This is a genomic window from Flavobacterium sp., assembly GCF_049590715.1.
Classification (GTDB): Bacteria; Bacteroidota; Bacteroidia; order Flavobacteriales; family Flavobacteriaceae; genus Flavobacterium.
In genome coordinates, this window is record NZ_JBAWDL010000179.1 from 22,481 (window position 1) to 45,360 (window position 22,880).

22 protein-coding genes, 2 tRNA genes and 1 pseudogene are annotated in these 22,880 nt (G+C 33.2%); 15 read left to right on the forward strand and 10 right to left on the reverse strand.

Going from position 1 to position 22,880, the window contains the following annotated elements:
* Positions 1–112: 112 nt before the first annotated feature.
* The 6 genes from WBQ70_RS08230 (at position 113) to fabD (ending at position 3,410) form a co-directional block, all read left to right on the forward strand.
* The gene (locus tag WBQ70_RS08230; RefSeq protein WP_423912777.1) at positions 113–829 is read left to right on the forward strand and encodes a pirin family protein; all 717 of its coding nucleotides are present in this window, start codon (positions 113–115) and stop codon (positions 827–829) included.
* A 7-nt stretch (positions 830–836) separates the two neighbouring features.
* Positions 837–1,121 (forward strand): GNAT family N-acetyltransferase, encoded by a 285-nt coding sequence (locus WBQ70_RS08235; RefSeq protein WP_423912779.1) that lies wholly within the window; start codon positions 837–839, stop codon positions 1,119–1,121.
* A 2-nt stretch (positions 1,122–1,123) separates the two neighbouring features.
* Positions 1,124–1,531: an OsmC family protein gene (locus tag WBQ70_RS08240; protein ID WP_423912782.1), complete on the forward strand. Its 408-nt coding sequence runs from the start codon at positions 1,124–1,126 to the stop codon at positions 1,529–1,531.
* Position 1,532: 1 nt separating this feature from the next.
* Positions 1,533–1,766, forward strand: a complete 234-nt coding sequence (locus WBQ70_RS08245) for a (4Fe-4S)-binding protein (RefSeq protein WP_423912785.1) — start codon at positions 1,533–1,535, stop codon at positions 1,764–1,766.
* Positions 1,767–1,856: 90 nt separating this feature from the next.
* Positions 1,857–2,387, forward strand: a complete 531-nt coding sequence (locus tag WBQ70_RS08250; RefSeq protein WP_423912788.1) for a YceI family protein — start codon at positions 1,857–1,859, stop codon at positions 2,385–2,387.
* 147 nt (positions 2,388–2,534) lie between these two features.
* Positions 2,535–3,410, forward strand: a complete 876-nt coding sequence (gene fabD, locus WBQ70_RS08255; RefSeq protein WP_423912790.1) for an ACP S-malonyltransferase — start codon at positions 2,535–2,537, stop codon at positions 3,408–3,410.
* A 63-nt stretch (positions 3,411–3,473) separates the two neighbouring features.
* Here the strand turns inward: fabD and WBQ70_RS08260 are convergent, their stop codons facing one another.
* Both WBQ70_RS08260 and WBQ70_RS08265 read right to left on the reverse strand, forming a co-directional pair.
* Entirely contained in the window at positions 3,474–3,791 is a 318-nt protein-coding gene (locus WBQ70_RS08260) for a hypothetical protein (RefSeq protein WP_423912793.1), read from the reverse strand.
* Positions 3,779–3,973, reverse strand: coding sequence for a hypothetical protein (locus tag WBQ70_RS08265; RefSeq protein WP_423912795.1), 195 nt, complete (start codon positions 3,971–3,973; stop codon positions 3,779–3,781). The genes WBQ70_RS08260 and WBQ70_RS08265 overlap by 13 nt, the downstream gene beginning before the upstream one ends.
* 122 nt (positions 3,974–4,095) lie before the next feature.
* On the opposite strand from WBQ70_RS08265, the pseudogene WBQ70_RS08270 reads away from it, so the two are divergent.
* Both WBQ70_RS08270 and WBQ70_RS08275 read left to right on the forward strand, forming a co-directional pair.
* Positions 4,096–4,879, forward strand: a pseudogene (locus WBQ70_RS08270) (HipA family kinase).
* A complete protein-coding gene (locus WBQ70_RS08275) occupies positions 4,857–5,240 on the forward strand; it encodes a DUF3037 domain-containing protein (protein ID WP_423912797.1) in 384 nt (127 codons plus the stop codon). The pseudogene WBQ70_RS08270 and the gene WBQ70_RS08275 overlap by 23 nt, the downstream one beginning before the upstream one ends.
* 76 nt (positions 5,241–5,316) lie before the next feature.
* Here WBQ70_RS08275 and WBQ70_RS08280 read toward each other — a convergent pair whose 3' ends face one another.
* Complete coding sequence (locus WBQ70_RS08280) at positions 5,317–6,447, reverse strand: DegT/DnrJ/EryC1/StrS family aminotransferase (protein ID WP_423912800.1); 1,131 nt, start codon at positions 6,445–6,447, stop codon at positions 5,317–5,319.
* A 152-nt stretch (positions 6,448–6,599) separates the two neighbouring features.
* Here WBQ70_RS08280 and WBQ70_RS08285 point away from each other — a divergent pair, with 152 nt between their 5' ends.
* Both WBQ70_RS08285 and WBQ70_RS08290 read left to right on the forward strand, forming a co-directional pair.
* Complete coding sequence (locus tag WBQ70_RS08285; RefSeq protein ID WP_423912828.1) at positions 6,600–7,841, forward strand: 3-deoxy-D-manno-octulosonic acid transferase; 1,242 nt, start codon at positions 6,600–6,602, stop codon at positions 7,839–7,841.
* Between the two features lie 368 nt (positions 7,842–8,209).
* Positions 8,210–8,410 carry a hypothetical protein gene (locus WBQ70_RS08290; RefSeq protein WP_423912803.1) on the forward strand — a complete coding sequence of 67 codons (201 nt, stop codon included), beginning with the start codon at positions 8,210–8,212 and terminating at the stop codon, positions 8,408–8,410.
* Between the two features lie 142 nt (positions 8,411–8,552).
* Here the strand turns inward: WBQ70_RS08290 and WBQ70_RS08295 are convergent, their stop codons facing one another.
* The 4 genes from WBQ70_RS08295 to mutS all read right to left on the reverse strand — a co-directional run bounded on the left by WBQ70_RS08295 (position 8,553) and on the right by mutS (position 11,938).
* Positions 8,553–8,900, reverse strand: coding sequence for a DUF1508 domain-containing protein (locus tag WBQ70_RS08295; RefSeq protein ID WP_423912805.1), 348 nt, complete (start codon positions 8,898–8,900; stop codon positions 8,553–8,555).
* 113 nt (positions 8,901–9,013) lie between these two features.
* Positions 9,014–9,099, reverse strand: a tRNA-Leu gene (locus WBQ70_RS08300).
* Positions 9,100–9,113: 14 nt separating this feature from the next.
* A tRNA-Gly gene (locus tag WBQ70_RS08305) sits at positions 9,114–9,186 on the reverse strand.
* Positions 9,187–9,331: 145 nt separating this feature from the next.
* The gene (mutS, locus tag WBQ70_RS08310; protein ID WP_423912808.1) at positions 9,332–11,938 is read right to left on the reverse strand and encodes a DNA mismatch repair protein MutS; all 2,607 of its coding nucleotides are present in this window, start codon (positions 11,936–11,938) and stop codon (positions 9,332–9,334) included.
* 167 nt (positions 11,939–12,105) lie between these two features.
* On the opposite strand from mutS, the gene WBQ70_RS08315 reads away from it, so the two are divergent.
* Positions 12,106–12,564 carry a DUF1573 domain-containing protein gene (locus tag WBQ70_RS08315; RefSeq protein WP_423912810.1) on the forward strand — a complete coding sequence of 153 codons (459 nt, stop codon included), beginning with the start codon at positions 12,106–12,108 and terminating at the stop codon, positions 12,562–12,564.
* A gap of 70 nt (positions 12,565–12,634) precedes the next feature.
* Positions 12,635–13,171: an RNA methyltransferase gene (locus tag WBQ70_RS08320; protein WP_423912812.1), complete on the forward strand. Its 537-nt coding sequence runs from the start codon at positions 12,635–12,637 to the stop codon at positions 13,169–13,171.
* On the opposite strand, the gene folK is transcribed toward WBQ70_RS08320, so the two are convergent.
* Positions 13,164–13,673: a 2-amino-4-hydroxy-6-hydroxymethyldihydropteridine diphosphokinase gene (gene folK / locus WBQ70_RS08325; protein WP_423912814.1), complete on the reverse strand. Its 510-nt coding sequence runs from the start codon at positions 13,671–13,673 to the stop codon at positions 13,164–13,166. The two genes, WBQ70_RS08320 and folK, sit on opposite strands and share 8 nt — an antisense overlap.
* A 118-nt stretch (positions 13,674–13,791) precedes the next feature.
* Here folK and sppA point away from each other — a divergent pair, with 118 nt between their 5' ends.
* Both sppA and WBQ70_RS08335 read left to right on the forward strand, forming a co-directional pair.
* Entirely contained in the window at positions 13,792–15,552 is a 1,761-nt protein-coding gene (sppA, locus tag WBQ70_RS08330) for a signal peptide peptidase SppA (RefSeq protein WP_423912817.1), read from the forward strand.
* A gap of 125 nt (positions 15,553–15,677) precedes the next feature.
* Positions 15,678–18,314, forward strand: coding sequence for an AsmA-like C-terminal region-containing protein (locus WBQ70_RS08335; RefSeq protein ID WP_423912820.1), 2,637 nt, complete (start codon positions 15,678–15,680; stop codon positions 18,312–18,314).
* Between the two features lie 222 nt (positions 18,315–18,536).
* On the opposite strand, the gene metE is transcribed toward WBQ70_RS08335, so the two are convergent.
* Complete coding sequence (gene metE / locus WBQ70_RS08340) at positions 18,537–20,861, reverse strand: 5-methyltetrahydropteroyltriglutamate--homocysteine S-methyltransferase (RefSeq protein ID WP_423912821.1); 2,325 nt, start codon at positions 20,859–20,861, stop codon at positions 18,537–18,539.
* Positions 20,862–21,015: 154 nt separating this feature from the next.
* Between metE and WBQ70_RS08345 the strand changes: the two genes are divergently transcribed.
* Positions 21,016–21,477: an Lrp/AsnC family transcriptional regulator gene (locus WBQ70_RS08345; RefSeq protein ID WP_423912824.1), complete on the forward strand. Its 462-nt coding sequence runs from the start codon at positions 21,016–21,018 to the stop codon at positions 21,475–21,477.
* Positions 21,478–21,696: 219 nt separating this feature from the next.
* On the opposite strand, the gene WBQ70_RS08350 is transcribed toward WBQ70_RS08345, so the two are convergent.
* Positions 21,697–22,449: a DUF547 domain-containing protein gene (locus WBQ70_RS08350; RefSeq protein WP_423912825.1), complete on the reverse strand. Its 753-nt coding sequence runs from the start codon at positions 22,447–22,449 to the stop codon at positions 21,697–21,699.
* Positions 22,450–22,880: the final 431 nt, after the last annotated feature.

Below are 22,880 nucleotides of genomic sequence, written 5' to 3' on the forward strand. Positions count from 1 at the left end.
GTTTGTCTTTTTAGAATTTAATTTTAGAATAGCACTTTCTTAATCTAGGTTAAGTGCTAAACTTCGACATCGGCTGTAAATTTGTAATATAATAATCACTAAATTTATACTTATGGCAACTACAGTTTTACACCCAGCAAATACAAGAGGAAACGCAAATCACGGATGGCTTAATGCATATCATACGTTTAGTTTTGCAAATTATTACAATGCCGATAGAGAGCAATTTGGAGTTCTTCGTGTCTTGAACGATGATACCATTGCCGCTGGAATGGGTTTTGGTACCCATCCACATAAAAACATGGAAATCATTACCATTCCGCTAGAAGGAGATTTGGCTCACAAAGACAGCCTAGGAAATGCCGCTACCATAAAAACGGGAGACGTACAAGTAATGAGCGCGGGTTCAGGAGTGCAACATTCTGAATTCAATCCGAATGCCGAACAAAGAACAAAATTATTTCAAATATGGTTGTTTCCAAAAGCTCAAAATGTAACCCCTCGCTACCAACAAATTACTTTAGACGCTAGCAAACAAAAAAATGACTTTGCACAAATTTTATCGCCTAATGCAGATGACGAAGGCGTTTGGATTCATCAAGATGCTTGGTTTCATTTGGCTGATTTTCAAGCTGGTTTTTCTAAAAACTATAGTGTTAAAAAAGAAGGAAATGGTTTGTATCTTATCGTAATTTCAGGAACCATTACTGTTGATGGTCAAAAATTAGAAACGAGAGATGGATTAGGAATTACTGATTTTGACACATTAGAAATAAAAGCAACCACAGATGCCAAATTTTTAATGATGGAAATCCCAATGAAACACTAATTGAATTATGGAAACAGAAGTGAAATTAGAAATCAACAATGACAAAGGTCTTTTTTACATTGAAATTGACAACAAAATAGAAGCAAAAATGACCTTTGTTTTTGCTGGTTCTGATAAAATTATCATTGACCATACGGAAGTAAACAAAGCGTATAACGGAAAAGGATTGGGTAAAAAAATGGTCCAAAAAGCTGTTGAATTTGCCCGAGAAAAAAAGTTAAAAATCATTCCACTTTGTCCTTTTGCAAAAAGAGTTTTCGACAAAACACCTGAATTTAAAGACGTTTTATAATTATGGAAAAACTATTAGAAGAAGATATCAAAGGACACATTGGAATTCAAAAATACAAATGCACCATTAGCTGGAGAAAAGGCACCTTTTATATGGACGAGCCACAATCCATTGAAGGACAGGACTTGGGGCCTGATCCTTACACGGCTCTTTTGGCTTCTTTAGCGAGTTGTACTTTGTCTACTTTACGAATGTACATTGACCGAAAAGGATGGGATATTCCGGATATCAATATTTCACTAAACATGAGTCAAGAAACGGATTCCGAATTGACAACAACAATAACACGTTCTATTAGTTTTCCAATACCAATTGATGAAGACATCAAAAAAAGACTGCTCAATATTGCTGAAAAATGTCCTGTTTCAAAAATTCTAAAAAATAAAATTTTAATTAACACCTCTTTATAACATGGATCCAAAAGACATTCAAAAAGAATATACTAACGGTGAAGTTACTGTGATATGGCAATCTGGAAAATGCATTCATTCGGGTAATTGCGTGCGAAATAATCCTGAGGTTTTTCAGCCTAAAGAGAAACCTTGGATTAAGATTGAAGCTTCTTCCTCTGAAAAAATTATGGATACCATTCATAAATGTCCTTCGGGAGCCTTATCGTTTTATTTGAATAATGGCAATACGTAAATTCATTTCTTAATCTAGGTTAAGTGCTCTGTTTACAGTCTGAAAGTATCTTTGTAGTGTTCTTATTAATAATCTTAAAAACACATAATTATGGCAACTACAAAATGGGCAATTGACCCAACACATTCAGAAATTGGTTTTAAAGTAAAACACATGATGTTTACCAATGTTTCAGGAAAATTCGATTCTTATGAAGGAAATATTGAAACTCAAAACGATGATTTTACAGACGCTGTTTTTTCATTCTCGGCTGACATTAACTCTATTGACACCCGAAACGCAGATAGAGATACCCACTTAAAAAGTGGTGATTTTTTTGACGCTGAAAACCACCCAAAATTAAGTTTTACAAGTAAATCATTTACGAAAATAAACGATAACAACTTTGAATTAACTGGAGATTTAAACATTAGAGGCGTTTCAAAAGAAGTTAAACTTCCTGTAGAATTCAGCGGATTGATGACAGATCCTTGGGGAAATACCAAAGTAGGTTTAAACATTGAAGGAAAAATTAACCGTAAAGATTGGGGACTAAACTGGAACTCAGCCTTAGAAACTGGAGGTGTTTTAGTTGGAGAAGAAATAAAATTGATCATTGATTTGCAATTTGTAAAACAATAATCCCACTACATCAAACACAGCAACCTTGCATATTTTATAATTTGCAAGGTTTTTTTATGCTTAAAAAGTTTATTTTTGCAGGCGGTTTTTTATTTTCTTCAAATGTAGAAAATTAGATCCCTTAAATTTTAAACAAAAAACACACAGATGAAAGCATACGTATTTCCAGGGCAAGGCGCACAATTCACAGGTATGGGTAAAGATTTATACGAGAACTCGACTTTGGCCAAAGATTTATTCGAAAAAGCAAACGAAATTTTAGGTTTCCGTATCACAGACATTATGTTTGAAGGTACTGCCGAAGAATTGAAAGAAACCAAAGTAACCCAGCCAGCCGTTTTCTTGCATTCGGTAATTTTAGCAAAAACATTAGGCGAAGATTTTAAACCTGAAATGGTAGCGGGACATTCTTTGGGAGAATTCTCAGCTTTGGTTGCTAATGGTGCTTTGAGTTTTGAGGACGGATTGAAATTGGTTTCGCAGCGTGCTTTAGCGATGCAAAAAGCTTGTGAAATTACACCTTCGACTATGGCTGCAGTTTTAGGATTAGCAGACAATATCGTTGAAGAGGTTTGTGCTTCTATTGATGGTGTGGTGGTAGCTGCAAATTACAACTGCCCAGGGCAATTGGTAATTTCGGGAGAATTTAAAGCAGTAGAATTAGCTTGCGAAAAAATGAAAGAAGCAGGTGCAAAACGCGCTTTGTTATTGCCGGTAGGTGGTGCTTTTCATTCACCAATGATGGAACCAGCTCGTGAGGAATTAGCGGCAGCGATTGAAGCAACTACTTTCTCAACTCCTATTTGCCCAGTGTATCAAAATGTAACGGCAGCAGCAGTGTCTGACGCTAATGAAATCAAGAAAAACTTAATTATTCAGTTGACGGCTCCTGTAAAATGGACACAATCAGTGCAACAAATGATTGCTGACGGTGCAAGCTTATTTACTGAAGTAGGTCCTGGAAAAGTTTTAGCTGGATTAATTGGAAAAATTAATAAAGAAGCGGTTACTGCGAATGCTTAATTAGGGTTCCCTTTTGTACTATATATCATCCTCACTTATGAAAATTTGTGGGGATTTTTACATTTAGAGACTTTTTGCTTCTTCACAATGAGTATTGAATATTCCAGTAATTAGAATATTAGTATCTTTTTTTTCGAAGAAAATATACCAAGTAGTACGCTTGTTGAATTTATAAAAAATGTAATTGGAACCAAGATAGCCTAGTATTTCTGGAGTTCTCTTATGAGGGGAATTATGAATTTCAACAATAATAAAATCTACAATTTTAGTAACATATAGTTGTGCATTTTCAACATATCCAAAATACTCTTCTACAAAAAGTGTATTGATCAGTTCGTCGAAATAGAAAAGAATTTCCTCCGTAAAAATTATTTTTTCCAAGGATAAGCTTTTATTCTTTTAAACATCTCAGCTTTAAATTCCTCTGGCGTATATCCTTTTTTAAATTCTTCCTCAAAATCGAAAGTAGTGTGATCAATTCCTTTTTGTTTTTTTATAGATTTTTCATAAAAAACGGCAGGTTCTTCGGCTTTATCTGTTTTTTTGTCCTTTCGAGCATCCATAATTCCAGTTTTTATACCCTAACAAATTTACAATTAATTATTTACAATTTAAACAATGACTTCATTTTTAAAATATGCTGTCGCTAAATTTTATGTTATCTTTGTTTTTAGAATTTCTTTTTATGAATTTAGATTTACGAACAGTCAATGTTACTCGATACATCACCCCTTTGCGAGAAGGCGGTTCTTTGCCTGCTCTAGTAGAAGCTGACGACGATTTTAAATATGTATTAAAATTTAGAGGAGCAGGACACGGGGTCAAAGCTTTGATTGCTGAATTTTTAGGAGGTCAAATTGCTAAAAAACTAGGATTACCCATTCCTGAATTGGTCTTTGCTCATCTTGATGAAGCCTTTGGAAGAACAGAAGCCGATGAAGAAATTCAAGATTTACTAAAGTTTAGCCAAGGTTTGAATTTAGGATTGCATTATTTATCTGGAGCCTTAACGTATGATGCTGCAGCTAATGATTGCGAATCTTTATTAGCTTCCAAAATAGTTTGGCTAGATGCTTTTATTACTAATGTAGACCGCACTTTTAAAAACACCAACTTACTCATTTGGAAAAAAGAATTGTGGCTGATTGATCACGGTGCTTCGTTTTACTTTCATCATTCATGGGTAAATTGGGAAAAAACAGCAGTTACCCCTTTTACCTTAATTAAAGACCATGTTTTATTGCCTAAAGCATTTCAACTCGAGAAGGCACATCAGGAATGTACTGCCATATGACAAAATACTGAAAGAAATTGTGAATCAGATTCCAGAGGACTGGTTGCAGTGGGAAGAACTAGATAGTACACCTAAGGAAATCAAAGAAATTTATTTTCAGTTTTTAAGCGTCCGTTTAAAAAACGCCGAAATCTTTTTAAAACAAGCCCAAGATGCACGAACAGCACTTATATGATTACGCAGTCATTCGTGTGGTGCCTAGGGTAGAACGCGGGGAATTCATCAATGTAGGTTTGATGCTATATTGTAAACGTCAAAAATATTTGCGTATTCAATACCAGATTCCAGCGGAAAAAATTCGCTCTTTTTGTAGTGAATTTGATTTAGACCAACTCAAAGTCAATTTAGAATCTTTTTCAGCCGTTTGCGAAGGTAAAAAAAATGCAGGACCGATTGCGCATTTTGAAAAAGATGAACGTTTTAGGTGGCTTACTGCTATTAAAAGCTCTAGCATTCAAACAAGCAGGCCACATTCTGGATTTAGTTTGAATTTAGACGCTACTTTTGATAAGTTGTATCTAGAATTAGTGCTTTAAAAACAAACTATTTAATAAAGAAAAAGCCTTGTAAACAATTAATCACAAGGCTTTTTCTTTATGTAAATACTATCTTTTATTTCAAAAACTCCAATATACTATCGGTGATAAATTGAATTTGTTCATCTTCTAATTCGGTATGCATTGGCAATGCAATTACTTCGTTGACCAATTGATTGGTTACTGGAAAATCTACTTCTTTGTATCTTGAATCAGTATATGCTTTTTGAGAATGTAACGGAATAGGATAGTAAATAGCACAAGGAATTCCTTTATCTAACAAGTGTTTCATCAATCCGTCTCTATCCGCATTAATGATTCGCAATACATATTGATGAAAAACATGGTTGTTTTCGTTTATGTCAAATGCAGGAGTAACTATTTTAGTATGTCCTGATAAAGCTGTATTATACTTCGCTGCCGCTTCACGACGCGCTTGATTGTATTCATCTAACAAAGGTAGTTTTGCATTCAAGACTCCTGCTTGAATACTATCTAAACGTGAATTTACTCCCACAACATCGTGGTGGTAACGTTCGTACATTCCGTGATTTACAATTCCGCGAATAGTATGTGCTAAAGCGTCGTCATTGGTAAAAATAGCGCCGCCATCACCATAACAACCTAAGTTTTTAGAAGGAAAGAAAGAAGTAGCTCCAACATGACCAATCGTTCCTACTTTGCTTTTTGTTCCAATAGTAGAAATGAAATCGGCTCCAATAGCTTGTGCATTATCTTCTATTACAAACAAATTATGAGCTGCTGCTAATTCCATAATTGCATCCATATTAGCTGCACGTCCAAACAAATGAACAGGGACAATGGCTTTTGTTTTTGAAGTAATGGCTTGTTTGATTTTTTCGATCGAAATATTCATATCGTGCATGTCCACATCTACTAATACTGGGGTCAATTGTAGCAACGCAATTACTTCAACAGTAGCTGCGAAAGTAAAATCAGCAGTAATAACTTCATCACCTGGTTTTAAACCTAGTCCCATCATCGCAATTTGCAAAGCATCTGTACCATTCGCACATGGAATCACGTGTTTAATTTCTAAATAATCTTCTAAAGATTTTTGAAATTGATGTACCTGAGGTCCGTTAATATACGTATTGGTATCCAAAACTTCTTGAATAGAAGCATTAACGGTAGTAGCGATTTTATCATATTGACTCTTTAAGTCAACCATTTGAATTTTCTTCATTTATCCAGTAATTTATAATTAGAAAGAGTGGCATTACAGTGGTTAGCTTATGATGTTTCTTTCACAAAGTGAAAACAAAAATAGGTATTATTGATTTCAAACCAATGATTTTAAGCCAAAGAAAATGTATTTTAGCCCCAAAAAATATTCGGATGCATTTTCTATACAATTTCACGTTTTTTATAGCCCAAATTTCATTAAAAATTATCGCTCTATTTAGTCCAAAAATTAAATTATTTGTTGATGGTAGAAAAACGGTATGGACAACGCTTTCGCAAAAAATAAACAATGAAGATCAAACGATTTGGTTTCATGCTGCTTCTTTAGGAGAATACGAACAAGGTTTACCTGTTATGGAAAAAGTAAAAGAACAATTTCCAGCTCATAAAATCATCCTAACGTTTTTTTCTCCTTCTGGTTATGAGGTTCGAAAAAACAACACTGTTGCTGATGTTACAGTTTATTTACCTTTGGATACAATAGCCAATGCAAAACGTTTTATCAATTTAACACATCCAGAAATGGTGTTTTTTATTAAATATGAATTTTGGATAAATTACTTGACTATTTTAAAAAATAAAAAGACACCTACTTATCTAATATCAGGAATATTTAGAGAAAATCAGTTATTCTTTAGGTCATACGGCGGTTTTTATAGAAAAGCTTTAGATGCTTTTACCTTCTTTTTTGTGCAAAATGAGAAATCAAAAGAATTGGTACAACGACTAGGTAAAACAAATGTTATTGTCTCAGGTGATACCCGATTTGATCGTGTGATTGCCATTTTAGAAAAAGACAATACGCTTGATTTTATTCAGGACTTTAAAAATAATACAACCACTATTGTAATTGGAAGTTCATGGCCTAAAGACGAAGAATTGCTTGTTAATTACATCAATACCACTACACAAAAGGTCAAATTTATTATCGCACCTCATAACATCAAAGGAGAACAAATAAATCAACTAAAGAATAGTATCACAAAAAAAACAGTTTTGTTTTCGGATATGAAAGATAAAAATCTAGCAGATTACGACGTTTTCATTATTAATACTATCGGAATTTTAACTAAGATCTATAGTTATGCTGATATCGCTTATGTAGGTGGTGGTTTTGGGAATCCTGGCGTTCATAATATTTTAGAGCCAGCTACTTTTGGTGTCCCTATAGTTATTGGGGCTAATTATTCACATTTTGCTGAAGCTACAGCTCTAGTTGAATTAAAAGGATGTATTTCTGTTTCTACTCAAAATGAATTGCAAGTCATTTTTAATAATTTAATCAATAATTCAGTCCTTCAAAAGGAAAAAGGAGCGATTTGTAGCGACTTTGTTACAGCAAATAAAGGAGCAACAAAAAGTATCCTGGAATATATTATAACAAACACTAAATAAAAACTCAATAATTAAAGACGTATTTTATCCCTATAAAATTTAGTTTTTATAAAAAAAAGAGCCTTTAAAAAACGCATTCTTTGGTATTACAAATAATCTCAAAAATAACATCAAAACAACTAATTTAAAAATAACAACATTAAAGATTAAAAAAAGGCACAACTTTTTTAATATCAAACAATTAAAAAAAAAGAATATTTTTAAAAAAAATCACAAGTTGTGAGATACACTTACTCCAAACCCTATAAATACTGTCTAAAAAACAAATCACAGAATATTTTTAAAAAAAAATTGAAAAAATAATTTACATATCAAAAATTTTATATCTTTGCTCCGAATTAATAATTAACCTTTTATATTAAAGTAAGATGAAAAAAGTATTTTTAAGTTTAGCTGTAGTTGCTGTTTTAACTGTTGTATCTTGTAAAAAAGCTGATGCTTCTGCTGAAGAAGTTGTAGCTGTTGACACAACTGCTGTTGTTGTTGATACTGTTGCTGTTGATACTACAACGATAGAGGCTGACACTACTGTTACAACTACTGAAGTTGAAACACCTGCTGCTCACTAATCAAGAATTTATTCTAGAAAAAAATCAAAGCCATCCTTGTGATGGCTTTTTTTATTTTTTTATGGTGTTGAGTATTCCGTATAAAAAAGGAGTTCTGGCGTATTTACGTCAGGACTCCTTTTTTATTTAGTTATAATGTGTTTTAGTCATCAAAAATTACTTCACTAGCAGCAAAATCTAATATTTCGGCCCGAGAGCCGTATTTTGTAATTTCGTCAATCCCTTTTTGTGCCATCAGCTCAGTAGAGTATTTTCGGCTAACGGCCATAACGGTATCGTTACTGACTACTCTAAAGAAGAATTTTCCTTTTGAGGTCTTGAACTTTATAAAAGAGCATTGATTGAATTGTGAACGAAGTAGTTCTGCATCGGCTTCGCAGTCCATGCGTAATTCGTATGTATTGCTTGTAAAAATAGGCTTCCCTTTCCTAGAAGTGTATTCGAACTTATAATCTCCGCTAAATCGCTTGCTAATTACAAAAGAACCCATGGTTTATATTGGCTATTTTAGATTTTAAAAATACAATCTTTATTGGTTTTCCTTTAATAAAAACGTGTGTAGTTATAAACAAAAAAAAGCCTCTTCAAAAGAAGAGGCTTTAGTACTCAGAGCGGGACTTGAACCCGCACGAACATTGCTGTTCACTGGATTTTAAGTCCAGCGTGTCTACCAATTTCACCATCCGAGCATTATATGGCGTTGAGCGAAAAACGGGGCTCGAACCCGCGACCTCGACCTTGGCAAGGTCGCGCTCTACCAACTGAGCTATTTTCGCATTTTCAATCCTTAAAAAGAACCGCGATACTTGTTCTGTATTGCGGATGCAAATTTAAGACTTTTATTGAGTAAAACAATAGCTTTTTGAAAGTTTTTTTAAATTATTTTATAACATTCTGATAACCTAAAGTTTATGTGCAAAATTATTTTCTAGTTAGCATTCTCTTTATCTCGTTCAGCTTCATTAAAGCTTCTACAGGGGTTACTGTATTAATGTCAAGATTTAAGATTTCTTCTTTTATTTCTTCTAATAAAGGATCATCTAGATTAAAGAAACTCATTTGCATCTCTTCTTTCTCTGATTTTATTCCGTTTAAAGCATCACTTGAATGATTTTTCTCGAGCTTTTTCAATAATTTCTGTGCTTTTTGAATCACAATTTGAGGCATTCCTGCCATTTTTGCCACATGAATACCAAAACTATGTGCACTTCCTCCTTTAACCAGTTTTCTAATAAACAAAACAGAATCTTTCAATTCTTTCACTGAAACATTGTAATTCTGGATTCGAGGCAATAACTCACTCATCTCATTTAATTCGTGATAATGTGTAGCAAAAAGAGTTTTAGGTTTTGATGGATGTTCATGTAAGTACTCAGCAATTGCCCAAGCAATCGAAATACCATCATACGTACTGGTTCCACGTCCGATTTCATCCAGGAGTACTAAACTTCTATCGGATAAGTTATTCAAGATGGAAGCCGTTTCATTCATTTCGACCATAAATGTGGATTCCCCCATAGAGATGTTATCACTCGCACCGACTCTAGTAAATATTTTGTCAATAATCCCCATTCGGACACTATCAGCAGGGACAAAACTTCCCATTTGCGCTAGCAGAACAATCAAAGCTGTTTGACGCAAAATAGCCGACTTACCGGACATATTGGGTCCAGTGATCATGATCAACTGTTGTGTTTCTCTATCCAGAAATACATCGTTAGCAATATAAGGCGTTCCCACAGGTAATTGTTTCTCAATCACGGGATGTCTTCCGTTTTGAATTTCAAGTTCAAACGTTTCGTCTAATTGTGGACAAATATATTTATTCTCGATAGCTAATTGTGTAAAGGAACATAAACAATCCAATTGGGCTATAAGATTAGCGTTCAATTGAACTGGCTTGATGTAAGTAGTAATCCAAGCTACTAATTGCTCAAAAAGCTCTGATTCGATTTTTTGAATCTTTTCTTCGGCACCAAGAATTTTGGTTTCGTATTCTTTTAATTCTTCTGTAATATAACGCTCTGCATTGACTAAGGTTTGTTTTCGGATCCACTCTGTAGGCACCTTATCTTTGTGTGTATTTCGAACTTCGATATAGTAGCCAAAGACATTGTTAAATGAAATTTTAAGCGAAGTAATTCCAGTACGTTCTGATTCTCTTGCTTCAATCCCTTCTAGGTATTCTTTTCCAGAGGTTGAAATTGCTCTCAACTCATCTAATTCTGGATTTACTCCTTTAGCAATCGCATTTCCCTTTGAAATAGCGACTGGTGCTTCTTGATTTAACGTTGTTTTTATCTTTTCACGCAATAAATCACAACTATGTAAGCTGTCACCAATAACCTTGACGGCTTCTTGCGGACTTTCTAATGCCAAAGTCTTGATAGGGATAATGGCATCCAAGGATTCTTTTAAATAAACAACTTCACGAGGGGACACTTTTCCAGCTGCAATTTTAGAAATCAAACGTTCCAAATCAGATATTTGCTTGATTTGGTATTGCATTTTTTTCAGTACCTCTTGATTTTCTTTCAAATACGTTACAACCTGATGACGGTTTCTGATTTTATTAGCATCTTTTAAAGGTAAAGCTAACCAACGTTTTAATAAACGTCCTCCCATCGGCGAAAGCGTACGATCCATTACGTCCAAAAGCGTTACGGCATTTGGATTGTAACTGTGATACAATTCTAAATTACGAATCGTAAAACGATCCATCCATACATAGGCATCCTCTGCAATACGCTGAATTGAAGTAATGTGCTGTACTCTGTTATGTTGAGTTTCGGACAAATAGTATAAAATTGCTCCGGAAGCAATAATTCCTTCTTTCAAATCTTCGATGCCAAAACCTTTTAAAGAAATGGTTTGGAAATGTTTTGTTAAGGTTTCAAAAGCATAGTCTTCTTTGTAAATCCAGTCTTCAAGGTAGAAACAATGAAAATCATTTCCGAAATTTTCTTTAAAATCGTTCTTATTGTTTTTTTGAATTAGGACTTCTGAAGGACTAAAATTTTGCAGTAATTTATCAATGTATTCCGCATTTCCTTGTGCTGTTAAAAATTCACCTGTAGAAATGTCTAAAAAAGAAACTCCAATTATTTTAGTGGTAAAATAAACCGAAGCCAAGAAGTTATTGGATTTAGAATTCAATACTTCGTCATTCATCGAAACACCTGGGGTTACTAGCTCAGTCACACCTCTTTTTACAATGGTTTTAGTCATTTTCGGATCTTCTAATTGATCACAAATTGCCACCCGAAGTCCTGCTTTGACTAATTTAGGTAAATAGGTATTTATTGAATGATGTGGGAAACCTGCCAAAGCAGTTTCGGTCTCTGAGCCAGCACCGCGTTTTGTTAATGTAATTCCTAAAATTTTAGAAGCTCTAACAGCATCGTCGCCAAAAGTTTCATAAAAATCGCCCACTCTAAATAACAAACAAGCATCAGGATATTTTCTCTTGATTTCGTTGTATTGTTTCATTAATGGAGTCTCTTTTATTACTTTATCTTTAGCTGCCAAAATATATTTGTTTGTTTTATGATTAATTGGAAATTAGAGCGAATTTATAGATTTAAAAGCGAAAATGGAATCAGTTAAAAAAATAAACTTCACTTTTAAGGAAATTTTATGGTATTGGCATGATTTTTTATTTAGTTTTGTTTTATCAATTCAAAAATATAATAAAAATGAAAAAAATAATTTTACTAGCAATGCTTACTGCTTTTGGAATTTCTAATTCTAATGCACAAGGAACAACTAAAAAAATGAAAGCAACTGTTAAAACAGTTGTTACAACTAAAGTGGTTAAAGTTGATGGTGCTGGAATGGTTTTTGAAAATGAAACAATTGATTATGGGACAATAGCTCATAATGCTGATGGTAACCGCCAATTTGTTTTTACTAATAATGGTACAAAACCATTAATTATTACAAATACTCAAGGATCATGTGGTTGTACTGTTCCTACTACGCCTAAAGAACCTATTGCTCCTGGAGCAAAAGGTGTGATTGGAGTAAAATATGCAACTGATAGAGTAGGTCCTTTTACAAAAACGGTTACTGTTACATCTAATGCTGAGGGACAAGCAACAAAAACATTAACTATCAAAGGGAATGTATTGCCTGACGAGCCTACAAAAAGCTAAATTCAAAATATTACAATTAAAAAGCTTCCTTTACTTTGGGAGCTTTTTTTTTACGACTAATCCCTAACTAATGAGAAAGCTAGAAAACAGCGAATTAGAAAGAAAATCTATTGAAGATTTTAAAAAATCAGACAAGACTCCATTAATATTGATCTTAGATGATATCCGAAGTTTGCATAATATTGGTTCTGTTTTTAGAACTGCTGATGCTTTTTTGATTGAAAAAATATATTTGTGCGGTATTACAGCAACACCACCCAACAAGGAAATTCACAAAACAGCTTTGGGGGCAACTGAAACAGTTGCTTGGGAACATTATGACAACGTACTAGATGTAATCACCCAATTAAAAAACGAAAACACGCTTACCTTGGCAATAGAGCAAGTAGAAAGTGCTTCTTTTTTACAAGATTTTCAAGTCGAAAAAAACCAGAAATATGCGCTTGTATTTGGAAACGAAGTTTTTGGAGTGTCTCAAGAAGCAGTTGCGCTTTGCGACGGTTGTATTGAAATTCCACAACTAGGAACAAAACATTCCTTGAATATTTCTGTTAGTGCTGGAATTGTAGTATGGGATTTGTTTAAAAAACTCACCTGGCCTAGTTAATTTTAAGATTCTGAATGACCATGCAGTTACTATTGTCAGAACAGTTTTCTGCTAAAGTAGCAATGGTTTGATTTAAAACAGGATGTTTCCAAGGAATGTCTAAATCAAGAAGAGGCATCATAACGAACTTCCGTTCTTGTAGTAAGGGGTGTGGTATTTGAAGTGTATCAGTCGTAATTATTCTGTCTTCAAAGAAAATTAAATCAATATCAATTATTCTAGATTGATACCCTAATTGCTCTTTTCTAATACGCCCCATTTCTTGCTCTATTGCCAATGCCGTTTCTAAAACTTTTATTGGCTCACAAGAACTTATTACGGATAAAGCACAATTATAAAAGGCATAGCTTTCAAATCCCCAAGAAGGCGTTTCGTATAGCTTAGAAATTTGTGTTACCCTCCCTATTTTTTTATTGATTAGTTGAATACAATGTTCGATATTTTCAAGTTTATTTCCTTGATTGGTTCCTAATGATAAAATAACTTGATGCTGTAGTTTCATAATTAAGCGCAAATTAACTAAAACAATTTTAGAATTAAGAATATATTTGCATAAAGTATGTTGGTCAAACCGTAACATTGTACGTAATTATTTTACGTATTTAAAAAAAAACAATAATATGAAATTTTTAGGAAATGTAATTGCTACCATTGTAGGTTTGTTTATTTTTTGTCTCTTGTTTGTTTTAGGACTGGTTCTTGTCGCAGGTGTTTTTGGAAGTGATTCAGAAATTGCCAATGTAGAAGAAAATACTGTAATTGAATTAGATTTGTTAGAAGTAGAATACGATTATGCAGGTAAGTACAAAGATCCTTGGGTATCTGTCTTTTCTGAAGATAATGGTGTTGGGTTAACCAATATTATCGATGCAATTGAGGCTGCTAAAATAGATGATAAAATTAAAGGGATTTCAATTTTAAATAATCATTCTAATTTAGGAATGGCACAAAGTAAAGCTGTACGTGATGCCTTGGGGAATTTTAAAAAATCCGGAAAATTTATTTTGGCGTATGCCGATACTTATTCTCAAAAAGAATATTATTTAAATTCAATTGCGGATAAAATGTATCTAAATCCTGTAGGTGATTTGGATTTTAAAGGATTGTCTTCTGAGATTATGTTTTTCAAAGACCTCCAAGAGAAAACGGGAGTGAAAATGGAAGTTATTCGTCACGGAAAATATAAAAGTGCAGTAGAACCTTTTTTAGAAAATAAAATGAGTGAGGCTAATAGGGAACAAACTACAGCTTTATTAAACTCGGTATGGGATGCTGTTGTGGAAGACATCTCTAAAAGTAGAAACATACCAATAAACAAACTAAATGAAATAGCAAACGGTCTTCTAGCTCGTACGCCTATATTAGCAAAACAACAAAAAATAATTGACATTATAGGGTATGAAGATGAGTATCATGATGCGATTAAAAAATTATTAAAAGTTGATAAAGACAAGGACTATCAGAAAGTATCTATTGTAGATTATACTAAAAAACTCCTTCTTGATGCCGAGTTTACACAAACTGATAATCAAATTGCTGTTATTTATGCGCAAGGTGAAATTCAATCTGGAGAGGGCGATGTAAACACTATTGGTGAAGGTTCCATGAAGCGCTCGTTACAAGAAGCTAGAAAAGATAAAAAAATAAAAGCGATTGTCTTGCGTATTGACAGCCCAGGTGGTAATGCACTAACCTCTGATTTGATATGGAGAGAAGTTGAGTTGACTAAAAAAGTAAAACCAGTAATTGTTTCTATGGGGAATTATGCTGCTTCGGGTGGGTATTATATCGCATGTAATGCAAATGAAATTTTTGCAGAAAAAAATACCATTACTGGATCAATAGGGGTTTTTGGAATATTGCCTAATTTTAGCCAACTGACCTCAAAAATAGGAATTAACATTGAGCAAGTAAAAACACATGAAAATGCACCAAATTACAGCCCGTTTGTCCCAATTGATGAAAATTTTAAAGCTGTAACTCTAGAAGGGGTTGAGCATATTTATAAAACATTTGTGACACATGTGGCTCAAGGTCGAAAGATGACTTTTGCACAGGTTGATTCTATTGCTCAAGGTCGTGTATGGACAGGTTCTGAAGCTATTAAAATTGGATTAGTTGACAAAATTGGAAATTTAAATGATGCAATCAAAGCAGCAGCAAGCCTTGTTAAAATTAATGAGTATTCAACTAAAAACTTTCCTGAATATGAGAAAAATATTCAAGATATTTTTTCTAAACTTCCTTTTTCTAAATCAAAAAAAGAGTTTATAAAAGAGGAAATTGGAACTGAAAACTATAAAGTTATTGAGCGAGTAAAACGTCTTCAAGCACGCAAAGGTCTTCAAGCCATAATGCCATATGAAATTGATATACGATAAAGCTACAACATCAATTCAAATAACCCTTAAAACTTTTTTTATAATAAGAATAGAAAAATGTGTCTTTACTAATTCATTGCGGCAATATTTTTGCTACTTTAAACAATAAATTAAAATTTTTACCTATGTTAAAAAAAATCGCCCTTATATTCGGAGGAATCTTGTTGTTACTAGCAGGAAGTTTATTTGCTATTCCTTATTTTTTTAAAGACCAAATCAAAGCGAAAATCGCCCAAGCCATTAATGAGAAAGTTGATGCCAAAGTAAGTTTTACAGATGCTGATTTGAGTTTGTTTAAAAATTTCCCTAACGCTACCGTGACTTTAGACTCTTTAGTGATTATTAACAAAGCACCTTTTGAAGGAGATACCCTTGTTGCTTTGGGTGAATTGAATTTAAAGATGTCCGTTAAAGAACTTTTTAAAGAAAAAAACGAGTCGATTGCAATTCAAGGTATTACTTCTAAAAATGGTTTAATCAATATCATTTTTAATAAAGATGGATTAGGAAATTATGATATTGCCTTGAAAGAGGATAAGCCAAAGGAGGATACTAGTAGCAGTGATCCATTGGCACTGAAAATTCAAGAATATAAAATCGAAAATTTTCAATTTCGCTATACCGACCAAGGTTCGAAAATCAAAATGGTGATTGATAGCTTAAATCATCAAGGAACAGGAGATTTTGCAGCATCTAAATTGGATTTAAACACTAAGTCGACTGCCAAAATATCTTTAGACATGGATAAAGTGAATTACATGAAAAATGTAGCCCTGACTTTGGATGCTGTTCTTGGTATCGATTTAGAAAAAAGCAAATATACTTTTAAGGAAAATAAAGCATTAATCAATCAGTTGCCGTTAGAATTTGATGGTTTCATTCAAATGGTGGAAGCAGGTCAAGAATATGATTTGAAGTTCAAAACACCTACTTCATCATTCAAAAACTTTTTAGGATTGATTCCTGCGGCTTATTCAGCTAGCTTAGATAATGTGAAAACTACTGGTGACTTCACTGTGGTAGGTTTTGCAAAAGGAACCTACACAGATACTACTGTTCCTAAATTCAATATCGAAATAGCATCAAACAATGCTTCATTTCAATATCCAAATTTACCTAAATCCGTTCAAAACATTGTAATTGATACGAAAATCATCAATGAAACAGGGGTTTTGAATGATACGTATGTTAACCTAGATAAATTATCTTTCAAAATAGATCAAGATATTTTTAATGCTAAAGCGAATATTAAAAACGTAACACAAAATGCACTAGTTGATGCTGCTTTAAAGGGTACAATCAACTTAGGGAATTTATCAAAAGCATATCCAATAAAGCTTGATAAACCTATGTTAGGAATTTTGAAAGCGGATGTTACCACTCAATTCGATATGGCATCTGTTGAGAAAAGTGAGTATCAAAACATCAAAAATGCAGGAACGATGAGTTTGTCAGGATTCAAATATACTGATGAGAATGGTAAAGTAATGAATATTAGTACGGCTTTGGTACAATTTAATCCTAGTCAAGTCAATTTAAAACAATTTAACGCGTCAACTGGAAAAAGTGACATTAGTGTTACTGGGGTTTTAAATAATTTCTATGGTTTTATTTTTAAAAATCAAGAATTGAAAGGAAACTTTTCTTTGAATTCAAATCAATTGGCAGTAAGTGATTTTATGACTCCTGAGGAACCAGTAAAAGGGACTACGGTTAAAAAAGAAACCGAAGCTATGAAGATTCCAGCTTTCTTGAATTGTACACTTACCGCTAAAGCAAATACAGTTTTGTATGATAATTTGACTTTGAAAGATGTCTCAGGAAAACTAATTGTAAAAGATGAAAAAGTGACGATGGAAAATATTAAAACTTCGATTTTTGGAGGTAATATTGGTTTAAATGGTTCGGTTTCTACTAAAGGGAAAACACCTGTTTTTGATATGAATTTGGGTTTAAATCAGCTAGACATCGCTCAATCATTTACCCAGTTAGATATGTTGAAAAAAATTGCACCTATTGCCGGAATCATTAATGGTAAGATAAATTCTACAATTAAATTGAACGGAAACCTAACCAATGATATGAGTCCAGATTTAAAATCATTGACTGGAGATTTGGTTGGACAACTACTTTCGACCACAGTAAATTCTAAAAATTCTACTTTATTAACTGCACTTACGTCAAATATTAAGTTTCTGGATCTGAGCAAAATTAATTTGAATGATTTAAAAGCAGCACTTACTTTTGAAAACGGAAAAGTAAACGTAAAACCATTTGATATTAAATACCAAGATATCAAAGCAACAATTGGCGGTTCTCATGGTTTTGATCAAAACATGAACTATAATTTAAAATTTGATGTGCCTGCAAAGTATCTTGGAACAGAAGCTAATGCATTGATTGCTAAGTTAACTCCTACTGATGCAAACAAACTAGAAAGCATTCCTATTAATGCGGTAATGACAGGTAATTTCTCAAACCCTAAAATTTCTACAGACATGAAGACAGCTGTTACTAACTTGACGAATCAATTGGTACAACAACAAAAAGAGAAATTAATTAGCAAAGGAACATCAGCTTTAACTGATTTGTTGAATAAAAATAAAAAGACAGGTGACACCACTAAAATTACTGCGCCTGTAACTAAGGAGGAAGTAAAAGAAAAAGCAAAAGAAGAAGTGAAAACAAAAGCCACCGATCTTTTAAATGGTTTATTCGGTAAAAAGAAGAAACCTGTTGACGAGACCAAGCCAGCAGAATAAGGTAGTGTTTTACTAACTGTGTAAGTTAAAAAGTTATTCTAAAATAGTGGAGCTCCTTTAAAAATGATGCATAAAAGAGCAGTAGAACCTTTACTCAAAGCAGAACATGTTGCCTATTTGAGGAATTGTTTTAAAATAGTTTTTGTTATATATGAAAAGGCTTCGATTATAAAAACGAAGCCTTAACTTTTTAACTTAAATACTTTTTGAGACTATGTTTTATTAGACCGTCTCCAAAGTCTCTACAGCCAAACGCATTTTTTTAGCAGCATTTACCATTTCGATTAAGGCTTTTTTAGTTTCATCCCAATGACGTGTTTTTAATCCGCAGTCAGGATTTACCCATAGTTGGTTCGCAGGAATTACCGCTGCAGCTTTTTCTAATAAATGAACCATTTCCTCGTTTGAAGGAACTCGTGGTGAGTGAATGTCATATACACCTGGTCCTATTTCATTTGGATATTTAAAATCAGCAAAAGCGTCTAATAATTCCATTTGGGAGCGAGAGCATTCGATTGTGATCACATCGGCATCCATATCAGCAATGTTTTGAATAATGTCATTAAACTCGCTGTAACACATGTGCGTGTGTACTTGTGTATCATCAGCAACACCACTGGCCGAAATTCTAAAGGCTTTAATTGCCCAGTCTAGATATTTTGCCCATTCTTCTTTGCGTAATGGCAAACCTTCACGAATAGCAGGTTCATCAATCTGGATAATTTTGATTCCAGCACTTTCTAAATCCACAACTTCATCACGAATGGCTAATGCAATTTGCGTACAAGTTTCAGATCTTGGCTGATCATCACGTACAAATGACCATTGCAAGATGGTCACAGGTCCTGTCAACATTCCTTTGACCCATTTTGAAGTCAATGATTGTGCATATTCAGCCCATTTAACAGTCATAGGTGCAGGACGAGAAACATCACCATAAATCACGGGAGGTTTTACACAACGGCTACCGTAACTTTGAACCCAACCGTTTTTAGTAAAAGCAAAACCATCTAATTGTTCGCCAAAATATTCCACCATATCATTGCGTTCAAATTCGCCATGAACTAAAACATCAATACCTGATTGTTCTTGAAAACGAATAGTTTCCTCGGTTTCTTTTTTTAACAAAGCATCGTATTCTTTTTGTGACAAATCACCTTTTTTAAATTTGGCTCTCCAGCTACGTACCTCTGGGGTTTGTGGAAATGATCCAATGGTAGTTGTAGGGAACAATGGCAATTGTAAAGCATCAGCTTGTTTTTGTCTTCGTACAGCAAAGGTATTTTGCCTTTTAGAGTCGTTTTCTGTAATAGAGATCACTCTCTTTTTAACCGCTTCATTGTGAATGATAGTCGCTGTTTTTCGTTTGGCATTCGCCAAAGTATTGGCTTCAAACTGCGCTTGATCGTCTTCTGTGATTTCGCCTGAAGCCAAATTACGAAGTACCACTACCTCTTCAATTTTTTGTTTGGCGAAAGCCAACCATTGTTTGACTTCTGGAGATAAATTTTCTTCATTAGTTTCCAATTCCAAATCACAAGGTGAATGAATCAATGAACAAGATGGGGCGATTAGAATGCGGTCTTTCCCTAAAGTAGTTGTTGCTTTTTCGATTAAAGCCAATGATTTTTTGAAATCGTTTTTCCAAATGTTTCTACCGTCAATAACACCTAATGAAAGTTTAGCTGTTGAAGCAAGTAATTTCGATTCTAAAATATCATCTAATTGCAACGGACAACGAACTACATCCAAGTGAAAGGTATCGATTGGTAATGATAAGGCTGTGGCTATGTTCTCGCCAAAACAGTCAAAATAGTTTGCGAGATGGATTTTGATATTTGGAAATTGATTATGAATTTGGTTATAGGTATATACCAAAGCTTCACGTTCCGTATCGGTAAGATTTAGTGCTAAAAAAGGTTCGTCAAATTGAATGAAAGTAGCACCTTCATTTTCTAATTTGGTTAGAATCTCAAAATAAACAGGAAGTAATTTTCCTAATAAGTCAATTCTATGGAAACCATCTTCTTTTTCTTTTCCTAAAAGTAAGTAGGAAACAGGGCCAATTAAAATGGGTTTAGTAAGGATCCCGATGGCTTTTGCTTCTTTGAATTCTTCAATAATTTTTTCTGAAAACAAATAAAATTTTTGATCTTTCGTGAATTCAGGAACAATATAGTGATAGTTGGTATCAAACCATTTGGTCATTTCCATCGCAACAACATCTTGGTTGTTTTTTTGAGCACCACGAGCCATTGCAAAATATAAATCTAAAAAGGTGTTGGTTTCTGCAAAACTATGGTATCGTTCAGGGATAGCCCCAACTGTCAAACTCAAATCCAAAACCTGATCGTAAAAAGAAAAATCGTTGGAAGGAATAAAATCAATTCCAGTTTCGGCTTGTAATTTCCAGTTGGTTTCACGAATGTTTTTACCTACTTTCAAAAGTTCGTCAGCAGAAATTTTTCCTGACCAATACAATTCGTTTGCTTTTTTTAATTCTCTATTGCTTCCAATTCTTGGATAACCTAAATTATTTGTTTTCATTTTTAAAGTATTTTTTACTTTACAAATGTATTTAGTTGGTGATTAATACTGTTATTTTTTGTTTTATTAGGTAAATTGAACTGTAAAAACGTACTTTTGAAGTTCTAAAATCTAAATTATAACTTTAAAATTAACTTTTACCGTAAATAATCCTATGGAAAACCTCGATGGCACTGATATTCAAATCCTGAAACGACTACAATCTGACTCTAATATCAACATAAAACAGCTAGCAAGCGAGTTGTTCTTGACTGCTACTCCCGTTTATGAACGTATCAAACGACTTGAACGAGAGGGTTACATTATGAAATATGTGGCTTTATTAGATAAAAAAAAACTCAAACTAGGGATGACTGTTTTCTGTAATGTTCGACTAAAGGAACATGCGCGAAATGTAGGAGCTAATTTTGTAAAAGACATTGTCGCTTTACCCGAAATTATTGAATGTTACAATATAGCAGGAGATTATGATTTTATGTTGAAAATTCTAGTGGAGGATATGGCGAGTTATCAAGATTTTGTGATGAACAAATTATCTACGATTGAGAATATTGGTAATACACAAACCATATTTGTTATGGGCGAAATCAAGAATAGCACGGCTTTGAATTTTTAATACCAAAAAGAAAACCATTCAAAAAAAACGGAATTTTTGAATGGTTTTTATATATTACTGTTGTCTTTGATGACAAATTGTTTTGCGTGTCGTTCTTCCGACAATAGTAAGAAATGGTCTCAAACCTTAGGTGTAAATGGTCTTAGTGATTTTCTTCTCTATTTCTGTTAAGTGAGTTTAGAGGGTAAGATCCTTTGTTTTTTTGATCTATGGTTTCTACTATTTTTGATTTAGTGTCCAATCAAAATCATAAGTTGTAACGGATAGTTTATTGTCTATTCTTTTTTCTGAAAATATATTCAAGAAATCAATTTCGTTAAAATATTGAGTAACAAAATCTTTTTTATACCACTCAAATATTTTTGGCAATGCAATTGATTTTTCATCTTTGTTTATTTTGTAATAACTTTTTGAGTTAATTACACGAGATGCTTGAGTTTTTAATTGTTCTTCTATAGTTTTTGGCATGTAGGCTTCATTTAATAACGGAGCACCACCATTGGACGCACTTGATAGCGCAAAATGAATGGCTGGGTCAAATAATAATTCTCTTAAAATTGTATTTTCAACATCATCAAGTGTTAATTCTTGCTGGATTACTATAAAATAATTTCCTTTGAAAAAGTTTGGAATTTGATTTACGTTTTTAAAGGGATAAGTATCTAAAACTCCTTTTATCACTTGTAAATTGTAAATGTTTATCCAAAAGGCTTTGGCTAAATTTTTATCTGTAAAAGTAGCATCCAATTTTTCAACATTACTCAAGATATACATTAACTCACCAGGACTTTTTTTGAGTGTTATATAATCTATTTTACCTTCGGCAGTTACGTTCTTTTTTAAAAATTCGTTGGTTTGCTCAAAGAAAATTTCAACCGTTTGTGAGTAGCCTGAGATAGAAAACACTAAAAAAGAGAACATTATAGTTATTTTGGTTTTGAATAACTTAAAATTAGATAGTTTTTTTTTCATTTTGTTTTTATTATTGTTTCTAACACTTACGTTAAAAAATGTGTTTTGGTTTTAAATAAATAAAATAAAACTATATAATTTATATTATGAAAGATTATACTGATGTTGAGCGTATGTATATTCAACACAACGATAGTGTGTAATCCCGAGATACTCGATTTGTTCCATGATAGTGCGGAAAATGTTTTCCGCGCCCACAAAGGTTGGCATAACTCAAGTGTTATTTCAAAATATATAATATATAATTATCTCATTGCCAAATATGCATTTTTTTCTTGGAGAGCGTACTAGCATTCTCAGCTCGGATAAAATAAAAAAAAGTTCTAACTTTTTACAACTACGACTCTTTTTTAAACTAATTGATAACTTATCCTTGTGGACATAGGTGCGTAGCTACGCATAGGATTGAATACAAGTCTAGAACCATCATG

What these genes read in the sequence shown, in the direction of transcription:
- WBQ70_RS08320 (WP_423912812.1), top strand. Translation starts at nt 12,635, where the DNA reads ATGAGAAAGCTAGAAAACAGCGAATTAGAAAGAAAATCTATTGAAGAT.
- WBQ70_RS08235 (WP_423912779.1), top strand. Translation starts at nt 837, where the DNA reads ATGGAAACAGAAGTGAAATTAGAAATCAACAATGACAAAGGTCTTTTT.
- folK (WP_423912814.1), bottom strand. Translation starts at nt 13,673, where the DNA reads ATGAAACTACAGCATCAAGTTATTTTATCATTAGGAACCAATCAAGGA.
- sppA (WP_423912817.1), top strand. Translation starts at nt 13,792, where the DNA reads ATGAAATTTTTAGGAAATGTAATTGCTACCATTGTAGGTTTGTTTATT.
- WBQ70_RS08350 (WP_423912825.1), bottom strand. Translation starts at nt 22,449, where the DNA reads ATGAAAAAAAAACTATCTAATTTTAAGTTATTCAAAACCAAAATAACT.
- WBQ70_RS08315 (WP_423912810.1), top strand. Translation starts at nt 12,106, where the DNA reads ATGAAAAAAATAATTTTACTAGCAATGCTTACTGCTTTTGGAATTTCT.
- metE (WP_423912821.1), bottom strand. Translation starts at nt 20,861, where the DNA reads ATGAAAACAAATAATTTAGGTTATCCAAGAATTGGAAGCAATAGAGAA.
- WBQ70_RS08245 (WP_423912785.1), top strand. Translation starts at nt 1,533, where the DNA reads ATGGATCCAAAAGACATTCAAAAAGAATATACTAACGGTGAAGTTACT.
- WBQ70_RS08265 (WP_423912795.1), bottom strand. Translation starts at nt 3,973, where the DNA reads ATGGATGCTCGAAAGGACAAAAAAACAGATAAAGCCGAAGAACCTGCC.
- WBQ70_RS08250 (WP_423912788.1), top strand. Translation starts at nt 1,857, where the DNA reads ATGGCAACTACAAAATGGGCAATTGACCCAACACATTCAGAAATTGGT.
- fabD (WP_423912790.1), top strand. Translation starts at nt 2,535, where the DNA reads ATGAAAGCATACGTATTTCCAGGGCAAGGCGCACAATTCACAGGTATG.
- WBQ70_RS08295 (WP_423912805.1), bottom strand. Translation starts at nt 8,900, where the DNA reads ATGGGTTCTTTTGTAATTAGCAAGCGATTTAGCGGAGATTATAAGTTC.
- WBQ70_RS08240 (WP_423912782.1), top strand. Translation starts at nt 1,124, where the DNA reads ATGGAAAAACTATTAGAAGAAGATATCAAAGGACACATTGGAATTCAA.
- WBQ70_RS08285 (WP_423912828.1), top strand. Translation starts at nt 6,600, where the DNA reads ATGCATTTTCTATACAATTTCACGTTTTTTATAGCCCAAATTTCATTA.
- WBQ70_RS08290 (WP_423912803.1), top strand. Translation starts at nt 8,210, where the DNA reads ATGAAAAAAGTATTTTTAAGTTTAGCTGTAGTTGCTGTTTTAACTGTT.
- WBQ70_RS08230 (WP_423912777.1), top strand. Translation starts at nt 113, where the DNA reads ATGGCAACTACAGTTTTACACCCAGCAAATACAAGAGGAAACGCAAAT.
- WBQ70_RS08275 (WP_423912797.1), top strand. Translation starts at nt 4,857, where the DNA reads ATGCACGAACAGCACTTATATGATTACGCAGTCATTCGTGTGGTGCCT.
- WBQ70_RS08335 (WP_423912820.1), top strand. Translation starts at nt 15,678, where the DNA reads ATGTTAAAAAAAATCGCCCTTATATTCGGAGGAATCTTGTTGTTACTA.
- WBQ70_RS08280 (WP_423912800.1), bottom strand. Translation starts at nt 6,447, where the DNA reads ATGAAGAAAATTCAAATGGTTGACTTAAAGAGTCAATATGATAAAATC.
- WBQ70_RS08345 (WP_423912824.1), top strand. Translation starts at nt 21,016, where the DNA reads ATGGAAAACCTCGATGGCACTGATATTCAAATCCTGAAACGACTACAA.